Origin of the sequence: Limnohabitans sp. Rim28 (assembly GCF_000293865.2) — a bacterium.
In the GTDB taxonomy this organism is placed as follows: Bacteria; Pseudomonadota; Gammaproteobacteria; order Burkholderiales; family Burkholderiaceae_C; genus Limnohabitans_A.
Window position 1 is genome coordinate 36,722 of sequence record NZ_ALKN02000013.1, and the last position, 18,374, is coordinate 55,095.

An 18,374-nucleotide genomic window follows, 5' to 3' on the forward strand; every position below is an offset into this window, starting at 1 on the left:
TCCCAAGGAGCTGTCATGGTTGAAAATGGTTTTTTGATAATCGAATCGATGCAGTCCCGCTGCTCGCCCGCAGAGTGGCAAGCACGGGTGGATTTGGCGGCTTGCTACCGCTTGGTGGCCCTCTACGGCATGTCCGACATGATGGCCAACCACATCTCGGCTCGGGTGCCGGGCGAGGACGGTGCTTTTCTCATCAACGCCTACGGCATGATGTACGAAGAGATCACAGCGTCCAGCCTCATCAAGATCGACCATGACGGCAACATTCTTTCCAAGCCCGATTTTGGCGACCTGAATTACGGCATCAATAAGGCCGGTTATGTGATCCACAGCGCGGTACACGAAGCGCGCCCCGAAGTGGACTGCGTCATCCACACCCACAGCTGGGCGTCCATGGCGGTTTCTGCGCTTGAGTGCGGTTTGTTGCCCGTCACCCAGACCGCGATGCGCTTTCTCAAGATCGGTTACCACGACTACCAAGGTGTGGTGCTGGATTTGGCCGAGCAAGCCTCGCTGGTGCAAGACCTGGGGCAGGGCGAAGCCCTGATCTTGCGCAACCACGGTGTCTTGACGGTGGGGCGCAGTGTGGGCGAAGCCTTCAATTGGATGCACCGCCTGGAATTGTCGTGCCACGCCCAACTCGCGGCCATGGCCTGCAACACCCCGTTCGTCAAAGTGGCGCCCGATGTGCTGGAAGAAACCTGGAACAACTACCAGCCCAGCACCCGCAGGCCTTACGGCTTGATGGAGTGGCCAGCCTTGCTGCGCAAACTCGATCGCACAGACCCCAGCTACAAAACCTGAACCCATTGCTTTTTGAGCATCACCGAAAGACCCGCATGAAATCACCTTCTCTTTGGCTGGCTGCCAGCCTTTCTGCTTTCACCCTGGCCATGCCTTCTTGGGCGCAAGCTCAGGCCTATCCGCAAAAACCGGTCAAAGTGGTGGTGGCCTTCACGGCCGGGGGCACCACCGACATCTTGGCGCGCACCGTCACGCAGCAGCTGTCCGAAAAACTCAAACAGCCCTTTGTGATCGACAACAAACCCGGCGCGGGGGGCAACTTGGGCACCGAGTTGGTGGTCCGCTCTGCACCGGACGGTTACACCTTGATCGTCAACTCGGTGGGTCCGATTGCGGTCAACCCCACCTTGTACGGCAAGCTGCCCTACAACCCCTTGACCGATCTGATGCCCATTGTTCAGATCGCCGATGTCCCCAATGTGTTGGTCATCCACCCCTCGGTGCCCGCCAACACCATGGAAGAGCTGGTCGCTTACGCCAAGGCCAACCCTGGCAAGCTCAACTACGGTTCAACCGGCATTGGTACCTCGTCTCATTTGTCCAGCTTCATGCTGTCCAAGCGGGTGGGTTTTGAGGCGACCCACATTCCCTACAAAGGGGCCGATGCTCTGAAAGACCTGTTGGCTGGTCGTATCCAATTCATGTTCGCCACCATTCCGTCGGTCATGACGCACATCACGGCGGGCAAGCTCAAACCGATTGCGGTCAGCTCACTCAAGCGTTCGCGTTCCATGCCCGAAGTGCCCACGGTGGTTGAAAAAGGCTTCCCCCAATTTGAAGCCGGATCTTGGTTTGGCTTTTTTGCGCCCAAAGGCACGCCCGAGGCGGTGATCAGCCTGGTCAACAAGGCCGTCAACGAGATCTTGCAAGTGCCCGCCATTGAGCAGCAAATGATCGCGCAGGGCGCTGACCCCGCAGGCGGAACGCCCGCCCAGTTTGGCCAGTTCGTTCAACGCGAACACGACAAGTGGCGCGTCATCGTGCGTGACTCGGGCGCCAAAGCCGAGTGACCCAAGGTACAGCCCAGTCCAAGCCATGAGCACCTGCTTGCGCATCCTCATGTCCCAGCAGGCCATTGACCGTTTGGGCACATCGGTCTCGGCCTCAATGGGCCAAAGGCCCTATGAGCTGATCTCTTTGGAAGACGCCCTTGCTGCGCAGCGCACCGATGCGGATGTGGCTTTCATCTCGCGCGAGGTCACGGGGGCGTCGACCAAGCACGAAATCCACCCGGCTTTGCAACAGGTCTATACCTTGCTGCGCCAGTCGCCTGCTTTGCGTTGGGTGCACATCCATTCGGCGGGTGCAGACCGCCAGATTTACCTGGACCTGATGGCCAAGGGCGTCCAAGTTTGCACCTCATCCGGGGCCAATGCGCAAGTGGTGGCCACCGTGGCTTTGGCAGGCATTTTGGCCTTGGCCAGGCGCTTTCCGCTGTTGTGGGCCGAGCAGCAACAGCGGCAATGGATTCCCATGATGGGCGAGCGCATGCCACGCGACCTGCCGGGTCAAACGGCCACAGTCGTAGGCTGGGGGCCCATTGGTCAAAAGCTGGGCAGCTTGCTGCAAGCTTTGGGCATGCATGTTGTGGCGGTGCGCCAGCAAGTGCAGCCTCAGCCCTTGGCCCAATCAATGACCCAGCCAGACCACGCTGGCGTTGAAATGGTCACGTTCGAGGACTGGCATCAGGTGCTGCCCAAAACCGATTGGTTGGTCTTGGCCTGCCCCCTGACGCCCAAAACCCGCCAATTGGTCAACGCCCAAGCCTTGGCCTTGATGCCCCCTGGCGCACACTTGGTCAACGTGGCGCGTGGCGAGGTGGTGGACGAACCGGCTTTGGTGGCGGCCTTGCAAAGCGGGCAATTGGGCGGTGCCTTTTTGGATGTGTTTGCGCACGAACCCCTGCCGAAAGATTCCCCTTTGTGGGCCATGCCCCAAGTCATGGTCACGCCGCATGCGGCTGGCCACTCGGATGGCAATGAGACTCGGGTGGCACAGATGTTTTTGGACAATTTGAGCCGCTGGGGCCAAGGCCAAACTCTGCGCAACGCGGTGGGCTGAACCGCAGAAGGCCGCCTGTTTTGGGGGGCAAGGTTTTCCCGGGTGGTGTGGCACTTGATTTCTTCACATAATCGATTTGTTGGATGATTCAGCCTTTTTACCAATTCATAAACCCGGAGATTTTTGTATGACCCACCGTCACGACCCACGCCGCCGACAGCTTGGCCTTGCCGCCGTGTCGGGTCTTGCCCTTGGCGCCTTTGGCACCGCACAGGCGCAAACCCCTGCCTGGCCCACGGCCAAACCCATTCGCATGATCGTGAACTTCCCGGCCGGCGGATCGCCCGATTTGGTGGCCCGTGCGGTGTCCAACACCGTGTCCCAAGCTTTGGGTCAACAAATTGTGGTGGACAACCGTGGCGGTGCCGGCGGCATCATTGGTTCCGATTTGGCTGCCAAGAGTGCGCCCGATGGTTACACCTTTTTGTGCAGCTCGGGCAGCGGCGCGGCCATCGTGCCTTATGTCACGCCCAAGATGCCCTTTGACCACGACAAGGACCTGATTCCGGTCGCTTCCGGTGCGCGTTTGCAGTTGTTCTTGGTGGTCCGCAGCGACGCCCCTTACAAGACTTATGCCGAATTCATCGCTTACGCCAAGCGCAACCCCGGCAAGATGAGCTACGGCTCACCCGGCAACGGCACCAGCCCGCACATTGCGGGTGAAATGCTCAAGTCGCAAGCGGGCATCTTCACCCTGCACATCCCTTACCGCGGTTCTGCAGCCGCTTTGCAAGACTTGTTGGGTGGCAACGTGGATTATTTGATGGACCCGGGCATTGCTTTCTCGCATGTGCGCTCAGGTCGTCTGCGTTTGTTGGCGGTCACATCGCCCCAGCGCTTGTCCATGTTCCCCGATGCGCCCACGCTCAATGAGCTGGGGCTCAAGAACTTTGATGCGGGCACATCGCACGGTTTCTGGGCGCCTGCGGGCACGCCAGCGGCCATCGTTGAGCGCATGAACCGTGAAATCAACCGTGCCCTCATGGTGCCCAGTGCGGTTGAAGCCATCAAAGGCATTGGTGCCGAACCCACGCCGATGTCAGCTGCCGAGTTTGGCGCGCTCACCAAGGCCGATGCGCGCCGTTTTGCGCAGATCATCAAAGAGCGCAAGATCGTCCAAGACTGAGGCAGACCCAGGGCTGGGGGTGCTGGGCCAAGCTTATAACTGGCCGGGAAACACCCACAGCAGCAAGGCTGTCATCACCAGGTAACGGAAAAATTTGCCAATGGCCATGTACAGCGTGCATGGCCAAAACGGCAGTTTCAGCCAACCGGCCACAGCGCACAAGGGGTCGCCTACGCCAGGCAGCCAGCTCAGCAAGCAGGCTTTGGGCCCCAGTTTTTCCAACCAAACCAATGCCCGGGTGTGACTGCTCGAGTCGCGCCAGCGGCTGACGGCATGCCGTGTTCCCCAGCCCATCCACCAACTCAGCATGCCACCCAAGGTGTTGCCTGCCGTGGCCACCACAATGGCGGGCCAAAACAGGTCGAGGTTGAGTTTGACCAAGCCAAAAACCGCCGGCTCAGAGCCCATGGGCAGCAAGGTGGCCGACACAAAAGCCACCACAAACACGGTGCTCAGACCGTGCTGGGGCAGGGCCAGCCATTGCAGGATGTCGTTGAGCCACATTTCCATTCACTGAGTGTAGCGGCGGCCCAGACAATGGGCATTTCCCGGCGTGAATGTGGTGTTTGAACGGGCTGAAGGCGATCTTTGACAGACCCTTTTCTTAGCACATCTGGCCGTCAGTTGCTGAAATATTAAGCAACTACAATCGTGCCTTCTTTTTGAGCAAAGCCTACTTCACAGCGTCTTCCAGTCATGCAGATTGGCCCTTACCTATTGCCGAACAACGTGTTCGTTGCCCCCATGGCGGGGGTGACGGACCGGCCGTTTCGCCAGCTGTGCAGGCAGTTTGGCGCGGGCTATGCCGTGAGCGAGATGGTGACCTCTCGGCCTGATTTGTGGGCCTCGCTCAAAACTTCTCGCCGCGCCAACCACGATGGCGAACCCGGCCCCATTGCCGTGCAAATTGCAGGCACCGAGGCGCAAATGATGGCCGACGCGGCCCGTTACAACATCGACCGGGGCGCGCAGATCATCGACATCAACATGGGCTGCCCAGCCAAAAAGGTTTGCAACAAATGGGCGGGTTCAGCCCTGATGCAAGACGAGCCGCTGGCGCTGGAGATCATTTCTGCCGTGGTCGAGGCGGCCTTGCCGCACGGCGTTCCTGTGACGCTGAAGATGCGCACTGGATGGTGCGATGCCGAAAAAAATGCCTTGAATCTGGCGCGCGCCGCCGAAAGCGCCGGGGTGCAGATGGTCACCGTGCACGGCCGTACACGCGAACAAGGCTACAAAGGCTTGGCCGAATACGAGACTGTCGCCGCCGTCAAAGCCGCCTTGCGCATCCCGGTGGTGGCCAATGGCGATGTGGATTCGCCCGAAAAAGCACGCGATGTGCTGAAGTTCACCGGGGCTGACGCCGTGATGGTGGGCCGCGCCGCGCAAGGCAGCCCTTGGATCTTTCGCGAGATCAGCCACTTTTTGGCCACGGGTGAGCACTTGGCCTCGCCGCTGGTGGCAGAAGTGCGCCGCGCCCTGTTAGAACACCTGCAAGACCACTATGGCCTGTATGGCGAATACACCGGCGTGCGCTCGGCGCGCAAACACATTGGTTGGTATGTGCGCACGCTGCCCGGTGGCGACGCTTTTCGCGAGCACATGAACACCCTGGAAACCGCAGCCCAACAACTGGCCGCTGTGGCCGCTTATCTGGACGGCCTGGCCGAGCAGATGGAGCGATTGCCTGTGCGCCAGCCCCAGCGTCCTGAGGCCTGCACCGATTTAGAGACCACGCCATGAGCGAACCCCAATCCATTGAACACTGCATCCGGGCCAACCTGGAAACCTATTTTCGCGACCTGGACGGTACCGAGCCCACGGGCCTGTACGACATGCTGGTCAAGCTGGTTGAAAAGCCGCTGCTGGATGTGGTGATGAGCCAGTCGGGTCAGAACCAGTCGCGCGCGGCCGAATGGCTGGGTCTGAACCGCAACACCTTGCGCAAGAAATTGCTCGAACACGATTTGTTGAAATAAAAGTTGAAGAAAGTTTCCCCATGCGCGCCCTGATCTCCGTCTCTGACAAAACCGGCATCGTCGAACTGGCCAAGGCATTGCACGCCTTGGGTGTGGGCCTGATCTCCACGGGTGGCACCGCCAAGCTGCTGGCCGATCAAGGCCTGCCCGTGACCGAAGTGGCCGAAGTCACCGGTTTCCCCGAAATGCTGGATGGCCGCGTTAAAACGCTGCACCCCAAAGTGCATGGCGGCCTGTTGGCGCGACGCGATACGCCCGAGCACATGGCCGCTTTGAAGGCGCATGGCATCGACACGATTGAGTTGCTCATCGTCAACCTCTATCCCTTTGAATCCACCGTGGCCAAGCCCGGCTGCACATTGGCCGACGCGATTGAAAACATCGACATCGGTGGCCCCGCCATGGTGCGCTCCGCCGCCAAGAACTGGAAAGACGTGGGCATCGTGACCGACGCCAGCCAATACCCTGCCGTGATGGCCGAGTTGAAGGCCACACATGCTCAAGGTCAATGCAAACTCAGCGACAAGCTGCGTTTTGCTTTGTCCGTGGCCGCCTTCAACCGCATCAGCCAATACGACGGCGCGATCAGCAACTACCTCTCCAGCGTGAATTTCGAAGCCGAGAAGTTGAGCGAAACCTACGTGCCCGAGCGCGCCCAGTTCAGCGGCCAGTTCAACGAGCAATACGTGAAGGTGCAAGACCTGCGCTACGGCGAAAACAGCCACCAGCAAGCCGCTTGGTACCGCGACCTCGCACCCGCTTCCGGTTCTTTGGCCACGGGCGTGCAGCTGCAAGGCAAAGAGCTGAGCTACAACAACATCGCCGATGCCGACGCGGCGTGGGAATGCGTCAAGAGTTTTGAGACCTCTGCGTGTGTCATCGTCAAACACGCCAACCCCTGCGGCGTGGCCGTGGGCGCCAGCGCACTCGAGGCCTACAGCAAAGCCTTCCAAACCGACCCCACCAGCGCTTTTGGCGGCATCATCGCCTTCAACCGCCCCGTGGACAAAGCGGCGGCCGAAGCGGTGAGCAAACAGTTTGTGGAAGTGCTCATGGCCCCCGACTTCAGCGCCGAAGCGCTCGAAGTGTTCAAGAGCAAAGTGAATGTGCGCTTGATGAAAATCGCCTTGCCCGCCAGCTACGGTAACGTGCGCAACGCTTTGGAAACCAAGCGCGTGGGCTCAGGCCTGCTGCTGCAAAGCGCCGACAACCACGAGTTGGCGTTGGCCGACATGAAGATTGTCACCGTCAAACAACCCACGCCGGCCGAGCTGCATGACCTGTTGTTCGCCTGGAAAGTGGCCAAGTTCGTCAAGTCCAATGCCATCGTGTTCTGTAAAGACGGCATGACCCTGGGTGTGGGTGCCGGCCAAATGAGCCGCCTCGATTCAGCCCGCATCGCCAGCATCAAGGCCGAAGCCGCCCAGCTCAGCCTGCAAAACACCGTGGTCGCCAGCGACGCTTTCTTCCCCTTCCGCGATGGTCTCGACGTGGTCGTGGAGGCCGGGGCCACCTGCGTGGCCCAGCCCGGCGGCTCCATGCGCGATCAGGAAGTGATTGACGCGGCCAACGAACATGGCGTGGCGATGGTGTTCACCGGCGTGCGGCACTTTCGCCATTGATTCGCGTCATTCATAGGATTGTTTTGAACTTTGACCCACTCGGCCTGACCCCTTCGCTCTTGCGCGCTGTGGGCGACATGGGCTTGTACGCCCCCACCCCCATTCAAGCCGAGGCCATTCCAGCGGTCCTGAAATCTGCCGATGTGTGGGCCACAGCACCGACCGGTTCTGGCAAAACACTGGCCTTTGCGCTGCCGCTCTTGCAGCATTTGCTGGCCGCGCCGCGGCAGACCAACTTTCGCCGCCCCGTGCGCGTCTTGGTGCTGGTGCCCACGCGCGAGCTGGCGGTGCAAGTGGGCGATGTGCTGGCCCATCTGGCCTCCAAGCTGCCGCAGTCGCTCAAAGTGAACACCGTGTTTGGCGGCGTGTCGGTCAACCCGCAAATGATGGCGCTGCGCGGCGGTGCCGACATCGTGGTGGCCACACCGGGCCGCCTGCTCGATTTGATCGACCAAAACGCTGTGCGCCTGGCCGATGTGCAGCACCTGGTGCTGGACGAAGCCGACCGCCTGCTGGACTTGGGTTTTGCCGACGAGTTGCAACGCGTGCTGGCACTGCTGCCTGCCAAGCGGCAGACCCTGTTGTTCTCGGCGACCTTTGCGCCTGAGGTGGAAGCGCTGGCGGCCAAGTTGCTGCGGGATCCGGCGCGCATCACCGTGGAAGCCTTTGAAGGCCACCAACCCGACATCACCCAAAGGGCGATTGCCGTCGATGAGAAAAGCCGCACAGCCTTGCTGCGCCACCTGATCACCGAAAACGGCTGGCAGCAGGTGCTGGTGTTTGTGGCCACGCGCTACGCTTGTGAGCATGTGGCGAACAAGCTCTACAAAGCCGGTGTTTTTGCCACACCTTTTCATGGCGAGATGAGCCAAGGCGCACGCCAAGAAGTGCTGAGCGAGTTCAAAGCCGGCCGCTGGGACGTGGTGGTGACGACCGACCTGGCCTCACGCGGCATCGACATTGCCATGCTGCCCGTGGTGGTCAACTATGACCTGCCGCGCTCGGCCACCGATTACACCCACCGCATCGGCCGCACGGGCAGGGCGGGAGCGCACGGCGATGCGGTGAGCTTTGTGACTGCCGCCGCGCTCGCGCACTGGCAGCTTATCCAGAAACGCGAAAGCCTGGAACTCGCTTTGGAGCAAATTCCAGGCTTTGAGCAAACCGAAACCCCACCACCGGCATCGCCCGGCAATGGGGGCATCAAGGGTTCACGGCCCAGCAAGAAAGACAAGTTGCGGGCGGCTGCGGCGGCAGCTGATTTGGCAAAGTAAGCGCAACTTCAGCCACCAGATCGGGCAAAAGCCCGCTCGGATCAGGATCAGCCTTGGTGGAGATCGTCGAGGTGGTCTTCGCCACCATCTTGGTTTTGCGCCTTGAGCACCCGCATGCCGTGCTTGCTCAAAATTTCGACATACACCGAGGTGGCCCCGGTTTTGGCGGCTGCGTCCACGGCTTCGATGACACCGCTGACGCGCACCACCTGGGCGGTTTCGGCGCTCAAGCCCACTTTGCAGTCAAAGTCCCAAAAGTCCACGCCCTTGGGCACGTCACGGTTGCGCTCGCGTTTGAAGTATTTGCGGATGTCGTGCTTGACGGCCTCCAGCACGCGGTCAGGGTGCTTGCCTTCGGCTTGCAGGGGGAAGTTCTTTTTCATGGGGGCTCTCGTTGGCGGGGCAATCGCCCGGACCGGACGTGAATGCAGGGGCGAATTATCGCTGTTTTGCGGGGCCAGCTCTGCGCGGGCGCATGGTCACTTTCAACCGCGATTTTGAGCGCTTCGGGCTGGCGCGTTGTTGGCTGTTGCGTTGAGGCGCGCCATGCTCTGAGGCCATGGTGTGATCGGGGATGTTGGGCTTCTGGTAGCATGCTAACGATACACACCAGGAGTCAAAGCATGGACATTGCAATGGTCGGCGCGGGAATCGGTGGCTTGACGGCCGCGGCTTGTTTGTTGCGCGATGGGCACCGTGTCCGCATCTACGAACAGGCCCGCCATGTGGGTGAAATCGGCGCTGCGGTGCAAATGAGTGCCAATGCCGTCAAAGTGCTTTACCACTTGGGCCTGAAAGACCGGCTTGAAGCCCAAGCGGTCAAACCCTCTGCGTTTGAGTTCCGCCGCTTTGACTCCGGCGAGTTGCTGCACGAAATCAAGCTGGGCGAGGACCACGCCCAGCGCCATGGTCACCCTTATTACCAAATCCATCGGGTGGATCTGCACGCTGCCTTGCTGGAAGTGGTCGAGCAACTCGACCCGCAAGCTTTGCAGCTGGGCTACCGGGCGATCGAGGTGCAAGAAGACGAGCACAGCGCGTCCATCGTCTTCGAGGACGGTCGCCAGGTCCGGGCCAATTTGGTGGTGGGCTCGGACGGCATCAAGTCGGTGGTGCGCAAGCATGTGGTCGATGCCGACCCCCCCGTGTTCACTGGGCAGGTGGCTTGGCGCTTGGCCATCCCCATCGAACGCATTGCGCCCGAACTGCGCCCACCCATGGTCTCGTCGATCTGGTGTGGCCCCAACAACCACGCCGTGATGTATTACATGCGTGCCGGCCAGGTGCTCAACTTTGTGGGCTGCGTGGAGCGGCCTTGGGAAGAAGAGTCATGGACTTCGCGTCAGCCTTGGGAAGAGTTGGACCAGGACTACGCCGGCTGGCACCCGATCGTGCGTGCGGCAATTGACAACGTGGACCGCGACCAGTGTTTTCGCTGGGCGCTCAACAACCGCAAGCCTGTGATGAACTGGTGCACAGACCGCGTGGCTTTGCTGGGCGATGCGGTGCACCCCACCTTGCCTTATATGGCGCAGGGTGCTGCCATGGCGATCGAAGACGCGGCGGTGCTGAGCCGGGCCTTGGCGCTCGACATGCCCATGGCGCAGGCTTTGCAGGTGTTTCAAAACCACCGTGCGCCCCGCGCTGCACGCGTGGTGCGAGAGTCCACGGAGATGGGCGACCTGTACCACATTGCGGATGCGCAGCAAATGAAGCAAGCCTTCAAAGACCGCAACATTGCCGCGTCGCGCAACAACTGGTTGTACCCCTACGACCCCATGAATGTGGACCTGATGAGCCAAGCCGGCTGAAGCGGCTGGGCCGATGCAGCCCAGCTTAAGCTGCCAGCCGAATCAGTCGGCCTTGATGCCTTGGTCTTTGATCAAGCGGGCCCAACGTTCGGCATCGCGTTCGACCAGTTGCGCAAAGGCTTGGGGTGTGCTGCCGCTCGGGTCCATGCCCTGAGAGACAAAAGCCTTTTTCACATCGTCACTGCTGAGCAGCAGGTTGATTTCGCGGTTGTAGAGGTTGACGATGTCGGCCGGTGTGCCTTTGGGGGCAAACATGCCAAACCACATGTCCACGTTGACGTTGCCCGCTTTGGCTTCTGCCAAGGTGGGCAGGTCGGGCAGCAAGGCATGGCGTTTGTCGCTGCCGATGCCCAAAGCCGTCAGACGACCCGAGCGGATGTGCGGCAAAGCCACATGGATGGGCAAGAACATGGCGTCGACTTGGCCGCCGAGCAAGTCGGTCACGGCCGGGCCGGTGCCGCGGTAAGGAATGTGGGTCAAGAAAACCTGGGCCGTGCTTTTGAACAATTCCATCGACAGGTGGTGGGGTGTGCCCACACCGGGCGATGCGTAATTGAGCCGACCCGGCTGTTTGCGCAGTGCGGCGACAAACTCTCCAGCGGTTTTGTAGCCCGACTGCGCGGGGGTCACCAGCAAAAGTTGTCCCCAGCTGGTTTGCGACACGGCGGCCAGGTCTTTGACAGGATCGAAAGTCAAACCCGGATAGAGGGCACGGTTCATCACCAGCGTGTTGACACTCACCAAGAGGGTGGAGCCATCTGGGGCAGAACGCACCACCGCTTCGGTGCCGATGTTGCCGGAAGCCCCTACGCGGTTTTCGACCACGACAGGGCGGTTCAGGCGCTGCGACAGTTTGGGGCCGAGGGTGCGGGCGATCAGGTCGATGCCTGTGCCGGGCGTGAAGGGCACGATCAGTTTGAGCGGGCCTGGGTTGGCCGCGCTTTGGGCCCAAGCCACAGGGGATAGGGCCCCCATGCAAAGTCCTGCGCCCAACAGGGCAGAGACGTGTCGGCGTGACGGGTTCATTGGCAGGATCTCCATGCGTTAGTATGCCAACGATTATTGACGAATCGACCCCAGCACCTCATCCATAGAATCCCTGACCCATGGCCACACACGATCTTTACCAGCGCCCGGGATTTTTGCTGCGCAGAGCCCATCAGATCTCGGCCTCGATTTTTGAGAGGGCTTGCACCGATTTGGCTTTGACGCCGGCGCAATACGGCGTGCTTCGCGTGATGCAAGACCACCCGGGCATTGACCAATCGAGTTTGGCGCGGGCCTTGGCTTTTGACAAAGTCACCGTGCTCAGGGTGATCAAGGGCTTGGAAGACCGGGGTTTTTGCCAACGTGCTGTGTCACCCGACAACCGCAGGCAAATGGCCGTGCGCCTGACACCCGAGGGGGCGGAGTTGCTTCGCCAAGCGCAAAAGCCAGTGCGGCAAGCTTATGAAACCCTGCTGAGCCCGTTTGATGACGCCCAGCGCGAGCAGTTCTTGGGCCTCTTGTTGTTGCTCAACACCCAACTCAACACCGAAGCGCGAGCCAGCTTTGTGCCGATGGCCTCAGGGTCCGATCCGGCCTAGTCTCGGCCTTGTGCTTAGGAATGGCTGGCCAGCCTCAGTCGGTGCGAAACCTGTACTTGAGCTGAAAGCTCACCGCACCATACAGGCGGTCTTTGAAAGGTGGAACCAGCGCCACGTTCAGGCCCCAGTGGCCGCTTTCCAGGGTGGCGGTCGGAATGACCGCCGGAAACCAGCCGCCGTTGTAGGCATTGGGGTAACCATTGAAGACCCCGGCCACAGCGCCCAGTTTGACGCCGGCATATGTCCAAGGCTGGACATAAACACCCACATAGTTCGAATCGGCGTTGTTGCTGTTGCGAAAGCGCCCGGCGGTGGCTGACCAAGTGGGGTCGAAGCGGTACTCCAAACCCACACCGGGGTTGGCGTTGCGCAAGCCTTTTTCAGTGTCAAAGTGCGCCGAGTAAAAGCCAGCATTCACCCAGAGGCGGCTGACATCGAACTCGGCGTGTGCGGTCAGCGCCATGCTGGCGCAAAACAAGCAGGCCAGGCGCTTCATGACGTGGCTAGGTTGGACTCAGAGCGACTTGAACACGTCAGCCGCGACTTGCACCGTCTCGGCAATGTCGGCTTCGGTGTGGGCTGCGCTCACAAAACCCGCTTCGTACAAAGCGGGCGCGATGTACACGCCGCGGTCCAGCAAGCCGTGGAACAGTTTGTTGAACTTGGGGCTGTCGCTGGTCATCACTTTGGCATAGTTTTGCGGCAGCTCGGGCAGCAAGAAAAAGCCAAACATGCCGCCTTGGCAATCGCCCGCAAAAGGCACGCCCGCCGCAGCGGCAGCGCCCGTCAGGCCATCGACCAAACTTTGCGTTCGGGCACCCAAGGCCTCAAAAAAGCCGGGCTTGGCGATTTCGCGCAGCGTGGTCAGGCCACAGGCTGTGGCCACCGGGTTACCGCTGAGGGTGCCAGCTTGGTAAACCGGGCCGGTAGGGGCCAGTTGGCGCATGATCTCGCGCGGGCCGCCAAAGGCGGCCAAGGGCATGCCGCCACCAATCACTTTGCCGAGCACCGTCATGTCGGGCTTGAAGCCAGGGATGGCTTTGGCGTAAACGCTTTGCGCGCTGCCCAAGGCCACGCGGAAACCCGACATCACTTCGTCAAACACCAACAAAGCGCCGTATTCGGTGCACAACTCGCGGCAGCGCTTCATGAAGGGCACGCTGGCGCGCACAAAGTTCATGTTGCCCGCGATGGGCTCGATCATCACGCAGGCCAATTCCTTGCCGTGCAGTGCAAAAGTCTCTTCCAGGGCGGCAATGTTGTTGTACTCCAGCACCAGCGTGTCGCGCACGACTTCAGGTGGCACGCCAGCGCTGGTGGGGTTGCCAAAAGTGGCCAAGCCGGAGCCGGCCTTGACCAGCAGCGCATCGCAGTGGCCGTGGTAGCAACCTTCAAACTTGATGAACTTGCTGCGGCCCGTGGCGCCACGGGCCAAGCGCAGGGCGCTCATGCCCGCTTCGGTGCCTGAGCTGACCAGGCGCACCATTTCCATAGAGGGCACGTGTTTCAGGATTTCTTCGGCCAGCTCGATTTCGCGCTCGGTGGGGGCGCCAAACGAAAAACCATCGAGCGCCGCTTTTTGCACCGCTTCGAGCACGGCGGGGTGGCCGTGGCCCAGGATCATGGGGCCCCAGGAGCCAATGTAATCAATGTATTTTTGGCCGTTGGCGTCCCAGAAATAAGCGCCTTGGGCGCGTTGCACAAATCGCGGTGTGCCGCCCACGGCGCGAAAGGCGCGCACGGGTGAGTTGACGCCACCAGGGATCACATGGGCCGCGCGGTCAAAGAGGGTTTGGTTCAGGTCGGTCATAGGAGGTCTCAGTGTTTGGTTTCGTTGAAAGGCACTTCAAAGTAATCGGCACCGGGGTGAACTTCCAGGCCTTCCTCGTCGTCTGTTTCTTCGCCCTCGGGCAGGGCCCAAAAAAGGCGGTCCGGAATGACCTGCCCCATGCCGGGCCGAAAACCTTCGTCGAGGCAACGGTCTAAATAGTGCAAGGCTTCGCTGGTCGCTTCGGGCAAGTCCATACCGGTGGCCAGCAAGGCGGAAAGGGCTGCGGTGAGTGTGTCGCCCGCGCCCGCAAACACCGCCTCGATGCGTTCGAACTTTTCATGGCCCAGCACGGTTTCGGGCGAGGCCAGCACATTGTCGATGTGCTGGTCGGGCAAGGGCAGGCCAGTGACCAAGGTGTAGGGGACACCCAATTCAGCCGCCGCTTTGGCGATGTCGCGGGGTCCGGGGTTGCGCTCGCCGCTCCAGTCGGGCAAAAGCCAGCGGCGCAGCGTGCTGTGGTGGCCCACCAAGACACTGGTTTGGGGCAGCAGCAGCTCGCGAAAAGCGTCCAGGTAGGCGTCGATCTTGTCCTCTTCCCACCAAGACAGGTTGGGCATGTAGGCGACCAAAGGCACGCCGTCGTAGTCGTCGGACAGCTCGGCGATCACCGCCAGGGCTTCCGGGGTGCCCACAAAACCGACTTTGATGACCTGTACCGGCACGTCTTCGGCCATGGCGCGGGCTTGGTCGTGCACGGCTTCATCGTCCAGCGCAAAGAAATCGGTGATGCTGGTGGTGTCGCGCACATAAGTGCCGGTGCAAATCGGCATGCAGTGGGCACCGACCGAGGCCATGGCGACGGCGTCGCAACTCAAGCCGCCAGCGCCGCTCGGGTCATTCGCATTGAAAGAAAGCACACAGGCCAAAGAGGCCGATTCTTCTTCGGCCTGGACCTGCTCAATATCGAGAATTTCAGGGCTGGGGTCGGTCATGCAAAAGTCGAATCTCAGGGGCTTCGGGCCAGCTTCTGGGGGGGTGATGGGCGGGCCGATACAATCAAAACATTCTATTCGACTCTCTGATTGCGACACGGTGATGGAACACAAAACTTGGATGTGCTTGATTTGCGGCTGGATTTACGACGAGGCCGAGGGTGACCCCGAGCACGGCATTGCACCAGGCACCAAATGGGAAGATGTGCCCATGAACTGGACGTGCCCCGAGTGCGCGGCCCGCAAAGAAGACTTTGAAATGGTCGCGATCTGATCAGTCTGCGCTTTTCTTGACCACCGCATAGCGGGCCAGTGTTTTTTCGCGGGCTTGCGCGTGGTCCACGATGGGAGCGGGGTAGGTTTTGCCGATCTCCACCCCAGCTGCTTGTAACTCCAGGGGCTTGGCCAACCAGGGCGCGTGCAGGGACTTGGTGGGCAAATCGGCCAATTCCGGCACATAGCGGCGGATGAATTTCCCGTCCGGATCAAACTTTTCGCTTTGGCTGATCGGGTTAAAAATCCGAAAATAAGGTTGTGCGTCACACCCGCTGGAGCTGGCCCACTGCCAACCGCCGTTATTGGCGGACAAATCGAAGTCGTTCAGGTGGGTGGCGAAGTATTTCTCGCCCCAGCGCCAGTCGATGCCCAAATCCTTGACCAAAAAGCTGGCCACCACCATGCGCAGGCGGTTGTGCATGTAGCCGGTTTGGTTGATTTGGCGCATGGCCGCGTCCACCAGCGGATAGCCGGTGCGCGCTTCGCACCAGGCGTCAAACAACTTGTGGGCGTGCGTGCCGTGTTCCCAGCGGATGGCATCGTAATCGGGCTTGAAACTTTTGCCTTGGCCCACATGGGCAAAGTTGTGCAGCACTTGCACATAAAAGTCGCGCCAAATCAATTCTGACAACCACACACTCGCCCCCTCGCTGCCCGCCAACATGCGCGGATGCGCTTCGCGGGCCAGTTGGCGAATGGACACCGTGCCAAAGCGCAGATGCACGCTCAGGTAACTGGGGCCTTTGACGGCTGGGAAGTTGCGGGTGTCTTCGTACTGGTCGATGCGCGTCAAGAAGTCTTGCAGCAAAGCCTGTGCGCCCGTCTCGCCGGTGGGGATTTTCAGGGTCTGCAGGTTGGTGGTTTCAAAACCAATGTCGGTCAAGCTGGGCACCGGGTGTGCCAAATCGTCGGGGCGGGGGGCCAAGCGCTGACCCATGGGTGCCACTTCATAGGCCTGCAGGTCTTCCGACGTGATTTTTTTCAGCCAAGCGTTTTTGTAGGGCGTGAACACGCTGAAGGGCTTGTTCATTTGGGTCAGCACCTCGTTGCGCTCCATCACCACATGGTCCTTGTAGGTGTGCAGCACCATGCCGTGGTCGGCCAGGTGTCCGCGCACCTGAATGTCCCGCTCAAGCGCGTGGGGTTCGTCGTCGTGGTTGGCAAACACGGCTTGGGCTTGCAGATGGTGCGCCAGTTTGACGATTTTGTCTTTGGCCACGCCGTGGCGCACGATCAGACCTGCTTGAGGATGACCCGCCATCTCGCGCAAACGGGCATCGACTTCGACCAGCGATTCGCGAATGAACTCGACCCGGCGGTCAGCGCGGGGCAGGGCGTCCAAAATTTCGGTGTCAAAGACGAACACCACATGCACCCGTTGGCAATGCTTCAGGGCTTGGAACAGGGCAGCGTTGTCGGTCACGCGTAAGTCGCGGCGCAGCCAGACCAGACCACAAGAAAAAGGGGTTTCCATCAGGGTTTGCCGGGTTGGATGAAGGAATGCACCTTGGACCCCAGTTGCGAGGGCGGGACCGCTAAAATCGGTGCATGACCGCTGATTCTGCCTCTATTGACCTCAAGCATCATTTCCTGATCGCCATGCCCGGGTTGGAGGACGAGACATTTGCCCGCAGCGTCATCTACATGTGCGAGCACAGCGAGCGCGGGGCCATGGGCCTGATCATCAACAAATCTGCTGACATCAGCATGCGCCACTTGTTTGACAAGGTGGATTTGCCTTTGCGCCGCGAAGATTTGGTGCAAAACCCGGTGCTGCATGGCGGCCCGGTGCAAACGGACAGAGGTTTTGTTCTGCACGATCCCGTCCAAATGGCGCCTGCCGACCAAGAACGCGGGCCGATTTTTGCCTCAACCCTGAGTGTGCCGGGTGGGCTTGAGATGACGACGTCCCGCGATGTCCTGGAGGCCTTGTCCTCTGGCGCTGGGCCCCGCCGAGTTTTGGTCACATTGGGTTACGCGTCTTGGGGTGAGGGTCAATTGGAGTCCGAGTTGGGCGAAAACACATGGCTCACGGTACCCGCTTCGGTCGATGTGATTTTTGACGTTCCCCTGGCCGAGCGCTATGACCGCGCCCTGGATTTGCTCGGACTCAAGAGCTGGATGCTTTCGCCTGAAGCGGGGCACGCATGAGCAGCGTTCCCGAAAACAGTGTCCCTGCCCATCACCAGAGTTTTCTTGCCTTCGACTATGGCCTCAAGCGCACCGGCGTGGCCGTGGGCAACCGGCTGATGAAATCGGCCACACCGCAAGGCACGATTGCCGCCGAAGGCGATGCCCGCTTTGAGCACATTGCCAAGCGCATCCAAGAATGGCAGCCCGACGCGCTGGTGATTGGCGTGCCCACCCACCCCGATGGCGGCGAGCACGACAACACCTTGCGCGCCCGCAAGTTTGGCCGCCAATTGCGAGGTCGGTTTGGTTTAGCGGTCTACGAGGTGGACGAGCGTTACACCACCACCGAGGCCCATTCTTATGGCGCCAAAGACGCCGATGCCGCTGCAGCAGCGATCATTCTGGACCAATTTTTAAGGAACATCCCATGAGCGCACTCGCCCTGAATGCCGAGGCCCTTTATTTGGAGCTGTTGCGCGGTGTGCGCAGCCTGTGCACCGCCCATACCCGTTTGGTGGGCATCACTTCGGGCGGTGCTTGGCTGGCCGAGCGCTTGCAGCGGGATTTGGCCTTGCCCGGTGAATCGGGTCAGGTGTCGTCGGTCATGCACCGCGATGACTTTGCCCAGCGCGGCTTGTCGGCCGGGGGGCAAACCCATTTGCCTTTTGAGGTGGATGGCGCAGACATTCTGGTGCTCGACGATGTGCTGTACACCGGCCGCACGATTCGCGCTGTGCTGAATGAACTGTTTGACTATGGCCGCCCCGCCCGCGTGCAGCTGGCGGTCTTGGTGGACCGCGGTGGGCGTCAGCTGCCCGTGCAGGCCGACTTTGCCGCTGCGCGTGTGGCCTTGCCCGAGACCCAATCGCTGGCGCTGGCCCGCGACACGGCTGGCGCTTTCAGTTTTGAAGTCAAAAACAAGGCCTGAACCCGACGAGG

At 60.6% G+C, this 18,374-nt stretch carries 21 protein-coding genes; 14 read left to right on the forward strand and 7 right to left on the reverse strand.

Going from position 1 to position 18,374, the window contains the following annotated elements:
- Positions 1 to 15 precede the first annotated feature (15 nt).
- From B472_RS13805 to B472_RS13820, 4 genes are all read left to right on the forward strand, one after another.
- The gene (locus tag B472_RS13805; protein WP_019427571.1) at positions 16 to 804 is read left to right on the forward strand and encodes a class II aldolase/adducin family protein; all 789 of its coding nucleotides are present in this window, start codon (positions 16 to 18) and stop codon (positions 802 to 804) included.
- A gap of 35 nt (positions 805 to 839) precedes the next feature.
- Positions 840 to 1,814, forward strand: a complete 975-nt coding sequence (locus B472_RS13810) for a tripartite tricarboxylate transporter substrate binding protein (RefSeq protein ID WP_019427572.1) — start codon at positions 840 to 842, stop codon at positions 1,812 to 1,814.
- Between the two features lie 25 nt (positions 1,815 to 1,839).
- Complete coding sequence (locus B472_RS13815) at positions 1,840 to 2,865, forward strand: D-2-hydroxyacid dehydrogenase (protein ID WP_026039661.1); 1,026 nt, start codon at positions 1,840 to 1,842, stop codon at positions 2,863 to 2,865.
- 127 nt (positions 2,866 to 2,992) lie between these two features.
- Positions 2,993 to 3,991 (forward strand): tripartite tricarboxylate transporter substrate binding protein, encoded by a 999-nt coding sequence (locus B472_RS13820; protein WP_019427574.1) that lies wholly within the window; start codon positions 2,993 to 2,995, stop codon positions 3,989 to 3,991.
- Positions 3,992 to 4,024: 33 nt separating this feature from the next.
- Here B472_RS13820 and B472_RS13825 read toward each other — a convergent pair whose 3' ends face one another.
- A complete protein-coding gene (locus B472_RS13825) occupies positions 4,025 to 4,501 on the reverse strand; it encodes a YqaA family protein (RefSeq protein WP_019427575.1) in 477 nt (158 codons plus the stop codon).
- A gap of 186 nt (positions 4,502 to 4,687) precedes the next feature.
- On the opposite strand from B472_RS13825, the gene dusB reads away from it, so the two are divergent.
- Genes dusB through B472_RS13845 form a run of 4 tightly spaced genes read left to right on the forward strand, consistent with a single transcriptional unit; the run spans position 4,688 to position 8,866 of the window.
- Positions 4,688 to 5,734, forward strand: a complete 1,047-nt coding sequence (dusB, locus tag B472_RS13830; protein ID WP_019427576.1) for a tRNA dihydrouridine synthase DusB — start codon at positions 4,688 to 4,690, stop codon at positions 5,732 to 5,734.
- The gene (locus B472_RS13835; RefSeq protein ID WP_019427577.1) at positions 5,731 to 5,970 is read left to right on the forward strand and encodes a Fis family transcriptional regulator; all 240 of its coding nucleotides are present in this window, start codon (positions 5,731 to 5,733) and stop codon (positions 5,968 to 5,970) included. Before dusB ends, B472_RS13835 begins: the two co-directional genes overlap by 4 nt.
- Before the next feature lie 20 nt (positions 5,971 to 5,990).
- Positions 5,991 to 7,592, forward strand: coding sequence for a bifunctional phosphoribosylaminoimidazolecarboxamide formyltransferase/IMP cyclohydrolase (purH, locus tag B472_RS13840; RefSeq protein WP_019427578.1), 1,602 nt, complete (start codon positions 5,991 to 5,993; stop codon positions 7,590 to 7,592).
- Between the two features lie 23 nt (positions 7,593 to 7,615).
- Positions 7,616 to 8,866: a DEAD/DEAH box helicase gene (locus tag B472_RS13845; protein ID WP_019427579.1), complete on the forward strand. Its 1,251-nt coding sequence runs from the start codon at positions 7,616 to 7,618 to the stop codon at positions 8,864 to 8,866.
- Between the two features lie 47 nt (positions 8,867 to 8,913).
- On the opposite strand, the gene B472_RS13850 is transcribed toward B472_RS13845, so the two are convergent.
- Positions 8,914 to 9,249, reverse strand: a complete 336-nt coding sequence (locus B472_RS13850; protein WP_019427580.1) for a DUF6172 family protein — start codon at positions 9,247 to 9,249, stop codon at positions 8,914 to 8,916.
- A gap of 240 nt (positions 9,250 to 9,489) precedes the next feature.
- Here B472_RS13850 and B472_RS13855 point away from each other — a divergent pair, with 240 nt between their 5' ends.
- Positions 9,490 to 10,677 (forward strand): FAD-dependent monooxygenase, encoded by a 1,188-nt coding sequence (locus B472_RS13855; protein ID WP_019427581.1) that lies wholly within the window; start codon positions 9,490 to 9,492, stop codon positions 10,675 to 10,677.
- A 42-nt stretch (positions 10,678 to 10,719) separates the two neighbouring features.
- On the opposite strand, the gene B472_RS13860 is transcribed toward B472_RS13855, so the two are convergent.
- The gene (locus B472_RS13860) at positions 10,720 to 11,652 is read right to left on the reverse strand and encodes a tripartite tricarboxylate transporter substrate binding protein (RefSeq protein WP_238147449.1); all 933 of its coding nucleotides are present in this window, start codon (positions 11,650 to 11,652) and stop codon (positions 10,720 to 10,722) included.
- A 131-nt stretch (positions 11,653 to 11,783) separates the two neighbouring features.
- Between B472_RS13860 and B472_RS13865 the strand changes: the two genes are divergently transcribed.
- Positions 11,784 to 12,263, forward strand: coding sequence for a MarR family winged helix-turn-helix transcriptional regulator (locus B472_RS13865; RefSeq protein WP_019427583.1), 480 nt, complete (start codon positions 11,784 to 11,786; stop codon positions 12,261 to 12,263).
- Positions 12,264 to 12,297: 34 nt separating this feature from the next.
- Here B472_RS13865 and B472_RS13870 read toward each other — a convergent pair whose 3' ends face one another.
- Genes B472_RS13870 through B472_RS13880 form a run of 3 tightly spaced genes read right to left on the reverse strand, consistent with a single transcriptional unit; the run spans position 12,298 to position 15,026 of the window.
- Complete coding sequence (locus B472_RS13870) at positions 12,298 to 12,759, reverse strand: hypothetical protein (RefSeq protein WP_019427584.1); 462 nt, start codon at positions 12,757 to 12,759, stop codon at positions 12,298 to 12,300.
- A gap of 18 nt (positions 12,760 to 12,777) precedes the next feature.
- Positions 12,778 to 14,073, reverse strand: a complete 1,296-nt coding sequence (gene hemL, locus B472_RS13875) for a glutamate-1-semialdehyde 2,1-aminomutase (protein WP_019427585.1) — start codon at positions 14,071 to 14,073, stop codon at positions 12,778 to 12,780.
- Positions 14,074 to 14,081: 8 nt separating this feature from the next.
- Entirely contained in the window at positions 14,082 to 15,026 is a 945-nt protein-coding gene (locus B472_RS13880) for a bifunctional hydroxymethylpyrimidine kinase/phosphomethylpyrimidine kinase (RefSeq protein WP_019427586.1), read from the reverse strand.
- A gap of 103 nt (positions 15,027 to 15,129) precedes the next feature.
- Here B472_RS13880 and B472_RS13885 point away from each other — a divergent pair, with 103 nt between their 5' ends.
- Positions 15,130 to 15,300: a rubredoxin gene (locus tag B472_RS13885; protein ID WP_019427587.1), complete on the forward strand. Its 171-nt coding sequence runs from the start codon at positions 15,130 to 15,132 to the stop codon at positions 15,298 to 15,300.
- Here B472_RS13885 and B472_RS13890 read toward each other — a convergent pair whose 3' ends face one another.
- Positions 15,301 to 16,776 carry a deoxyribodipyrimidine photo-lyase gene (locus B472_RS13890; protein WP_019427588.1) on the reverse strand — a complete coding sequence of 492 codons (1,476 nt, stop codon included), beginning with the start codon at positions 16,774 to 16,776 and terminating at the stop codon, positions 15,301 to 15,303.
- A gap of 74 nt (positions 16,777 to 16,850) precedes the next feature.
- On the opposite strand from B472_RS13890, the gene B472_RS13895 reads away from it, so the two are divergent.
- The 3 genes from B472_RS13895 to pyrR are packed head-to-tail and all read left to right on the forward strand — an operon-like array spanning position 16,851 to position 18,363.
- Positions 16,851 to 17,453, forward strand: coding sequence for a YqgE/AlgH family protein (locus tag B472_RS13895; protein WP_019427589.1), 603 nt, complete (start codon positions 16,851 to 16,853; stop codon positions 17,451 to 17,453).
- A complete protein-coding gene (gene ruvX / locus B472_RS13900) occupies positions 17,450 to 17,866 on the forward strand; it encodes a Holliday junction resolvase RuvX (protein WP_019427590.1) in 417 nt (138 codons plus the stop codon). Before B472_RS13895 ends, ruvX begins: the two co-directional genes overlap by 4 nt.
- Entirely contained in the window at positions 17,863 to 18,363 is a 501-nt protein-coding gene (pyrR, locus tag B472_RS13905; protein ID WP_019427591.1) for a bifunctional pyr operon transcriptional regulator/uracil phosphoribosyltransferase PyrR, read from the forward strand. Before ruvX ends, pyrR begins: the two co-directional genes overlap by 4 nt.
- The last annotated feature ends 11 nt before the right edge of the window (positions 18,364 to 18,374 follow it).

Bases quoted from the DNA above. Each gene is read 5' to 3' on its own strand.
- B472_RS13820 (WP_019427574.1), top strand. From the start codon at position 2,993: ATGACCCACCGTCACGACCCACGCCGCCGACAGCTTGGCCTTGCCGCC.
- B472_RS13870 (WP_019427584.1), bottom strand. From the start codon at position 12,759: ATGAAGCGCCTGGCCTGCTTGTTTTGCGCCAGCATGGCGCTGACCGCA.
- B472_RS13835 (WP_019427577.1), top strand. From the start codon at position 5,731: ATGAGCGAACCCCAATCCATTGAACACTGCATCCGGGCCAACCTGGAA.
- B472_RS13805 (WP_019427571.1), top strand. From the start codon at position 16: ATGGTTGAAAATGGTTTTTTGATAATCGAATCGATGCAGTCCCGCTGC.
- B472_RS13815 (WP_026039661.1), top strand. From the start codon at position 1,840: ATGAGCACCTGCTTGCGCATCCTCATGTCCCAGCAGGCCATTGACCGT.
- B472_RS13885 (WP_019427587.1), top strand. From the start codon at position 15,130: ATGGAACACAAAACTTGGATGTGCTTGATTTGCGGCTGGATTTACGAC.
- B472_RS13880 (WP_019427586.1), bottom strand. From the start codon at position 15,026: ATGACCGACCCCAGCCCTGAAATTCTCGATATTGAGCAGGTCCAGGCC.
- B472_RS13895 (WP_019427589.1), top strand. From the start codon at position 16,851: ATGACCGCTGATTCTGCCTCTATTGACCTCAAGCATCATTTCCTGATC.
- B472_RS13855 (WP_019427581.1), top strand. From the start codon at position 9,490: ATGGACATTGCAATGGTCGGCGCGGGAATCGGTGGCTTGACGGCCGCG.
- B472_RS13825 (WP_019427575.1), bottom strand. From the start codon at position 4,501: ATGGAAATGTGGCTCAACGACATCCTGCAATGGCTGGCCCTGCCCCAG.
- B472_RS13860 (WP_238147449.1), bottom strand. From the start codon at position 11,652: ATGGGGGCCCTATCCCCTGTGGCTTGGGCCCAAAGCGCGGCCAACCCA.
- ruvX (WP_019427590.1), top strand. From the start codon at position 17,450: ATGAGCAGCGTTCCCGAAAACAGTGTCCCTGCCCATCACCAGAGTTTT.
- B472_RS13850 (WP_019427580.1), bottom strand. From the start codon at position 9,249: ATGAAAAAGAACTTCCCCCTGCAAGCCGAAGGCAAGCACCCTGACCGC.
- B472_RS13890 (WP_019427588.1), bottom strand. From the start codon at position 16,776: ATGGAAACCCCTTTTTCTTGTGGTCTGGTCTGGCTGCGCCGCGACTTA.
- pyrR (WP_019427591.1), top strand. From the start codon at position 17,863: ATGAGCGCACTCGCCCTGAATGCCGAGGCCCTTTATTTGGAGCTGTTG.
- dusB (WP_019427576.1), top strand. From the start codon at position 4,688: ATGCAGATTGGCCCTTACCTATTGCCGAACAACGTGTTCGTTGCCCCC.
- hemL (WP_019427585.1), bottom strand. From the start codon at position 14,073: ATGACCGACCTGAACCAAACCCTCTTTGACCGCGCGGCCCATGTGATC.
- B472_RS13810 (WP_019427572.1), top strand. From the start codon at position 840: ATGAAATCACCTTCTCTTTGGCTGGCTGCCAGCCTTTCTGCTTTCACC.
- B472_RS13865 (WP_019427583.1), top strand. From the start codon at position 11,784: ATGGCCACACACGATCTTTACCAGCGCCCGGGATTTTTGCTGCGCAGA.
- purH (WP_019427578.1), top strand. From the start codon at position 5,991: ATGCGCGCCCTGATCTCCGTCTCTGACAAAACCGGCATCGTCGAACTG.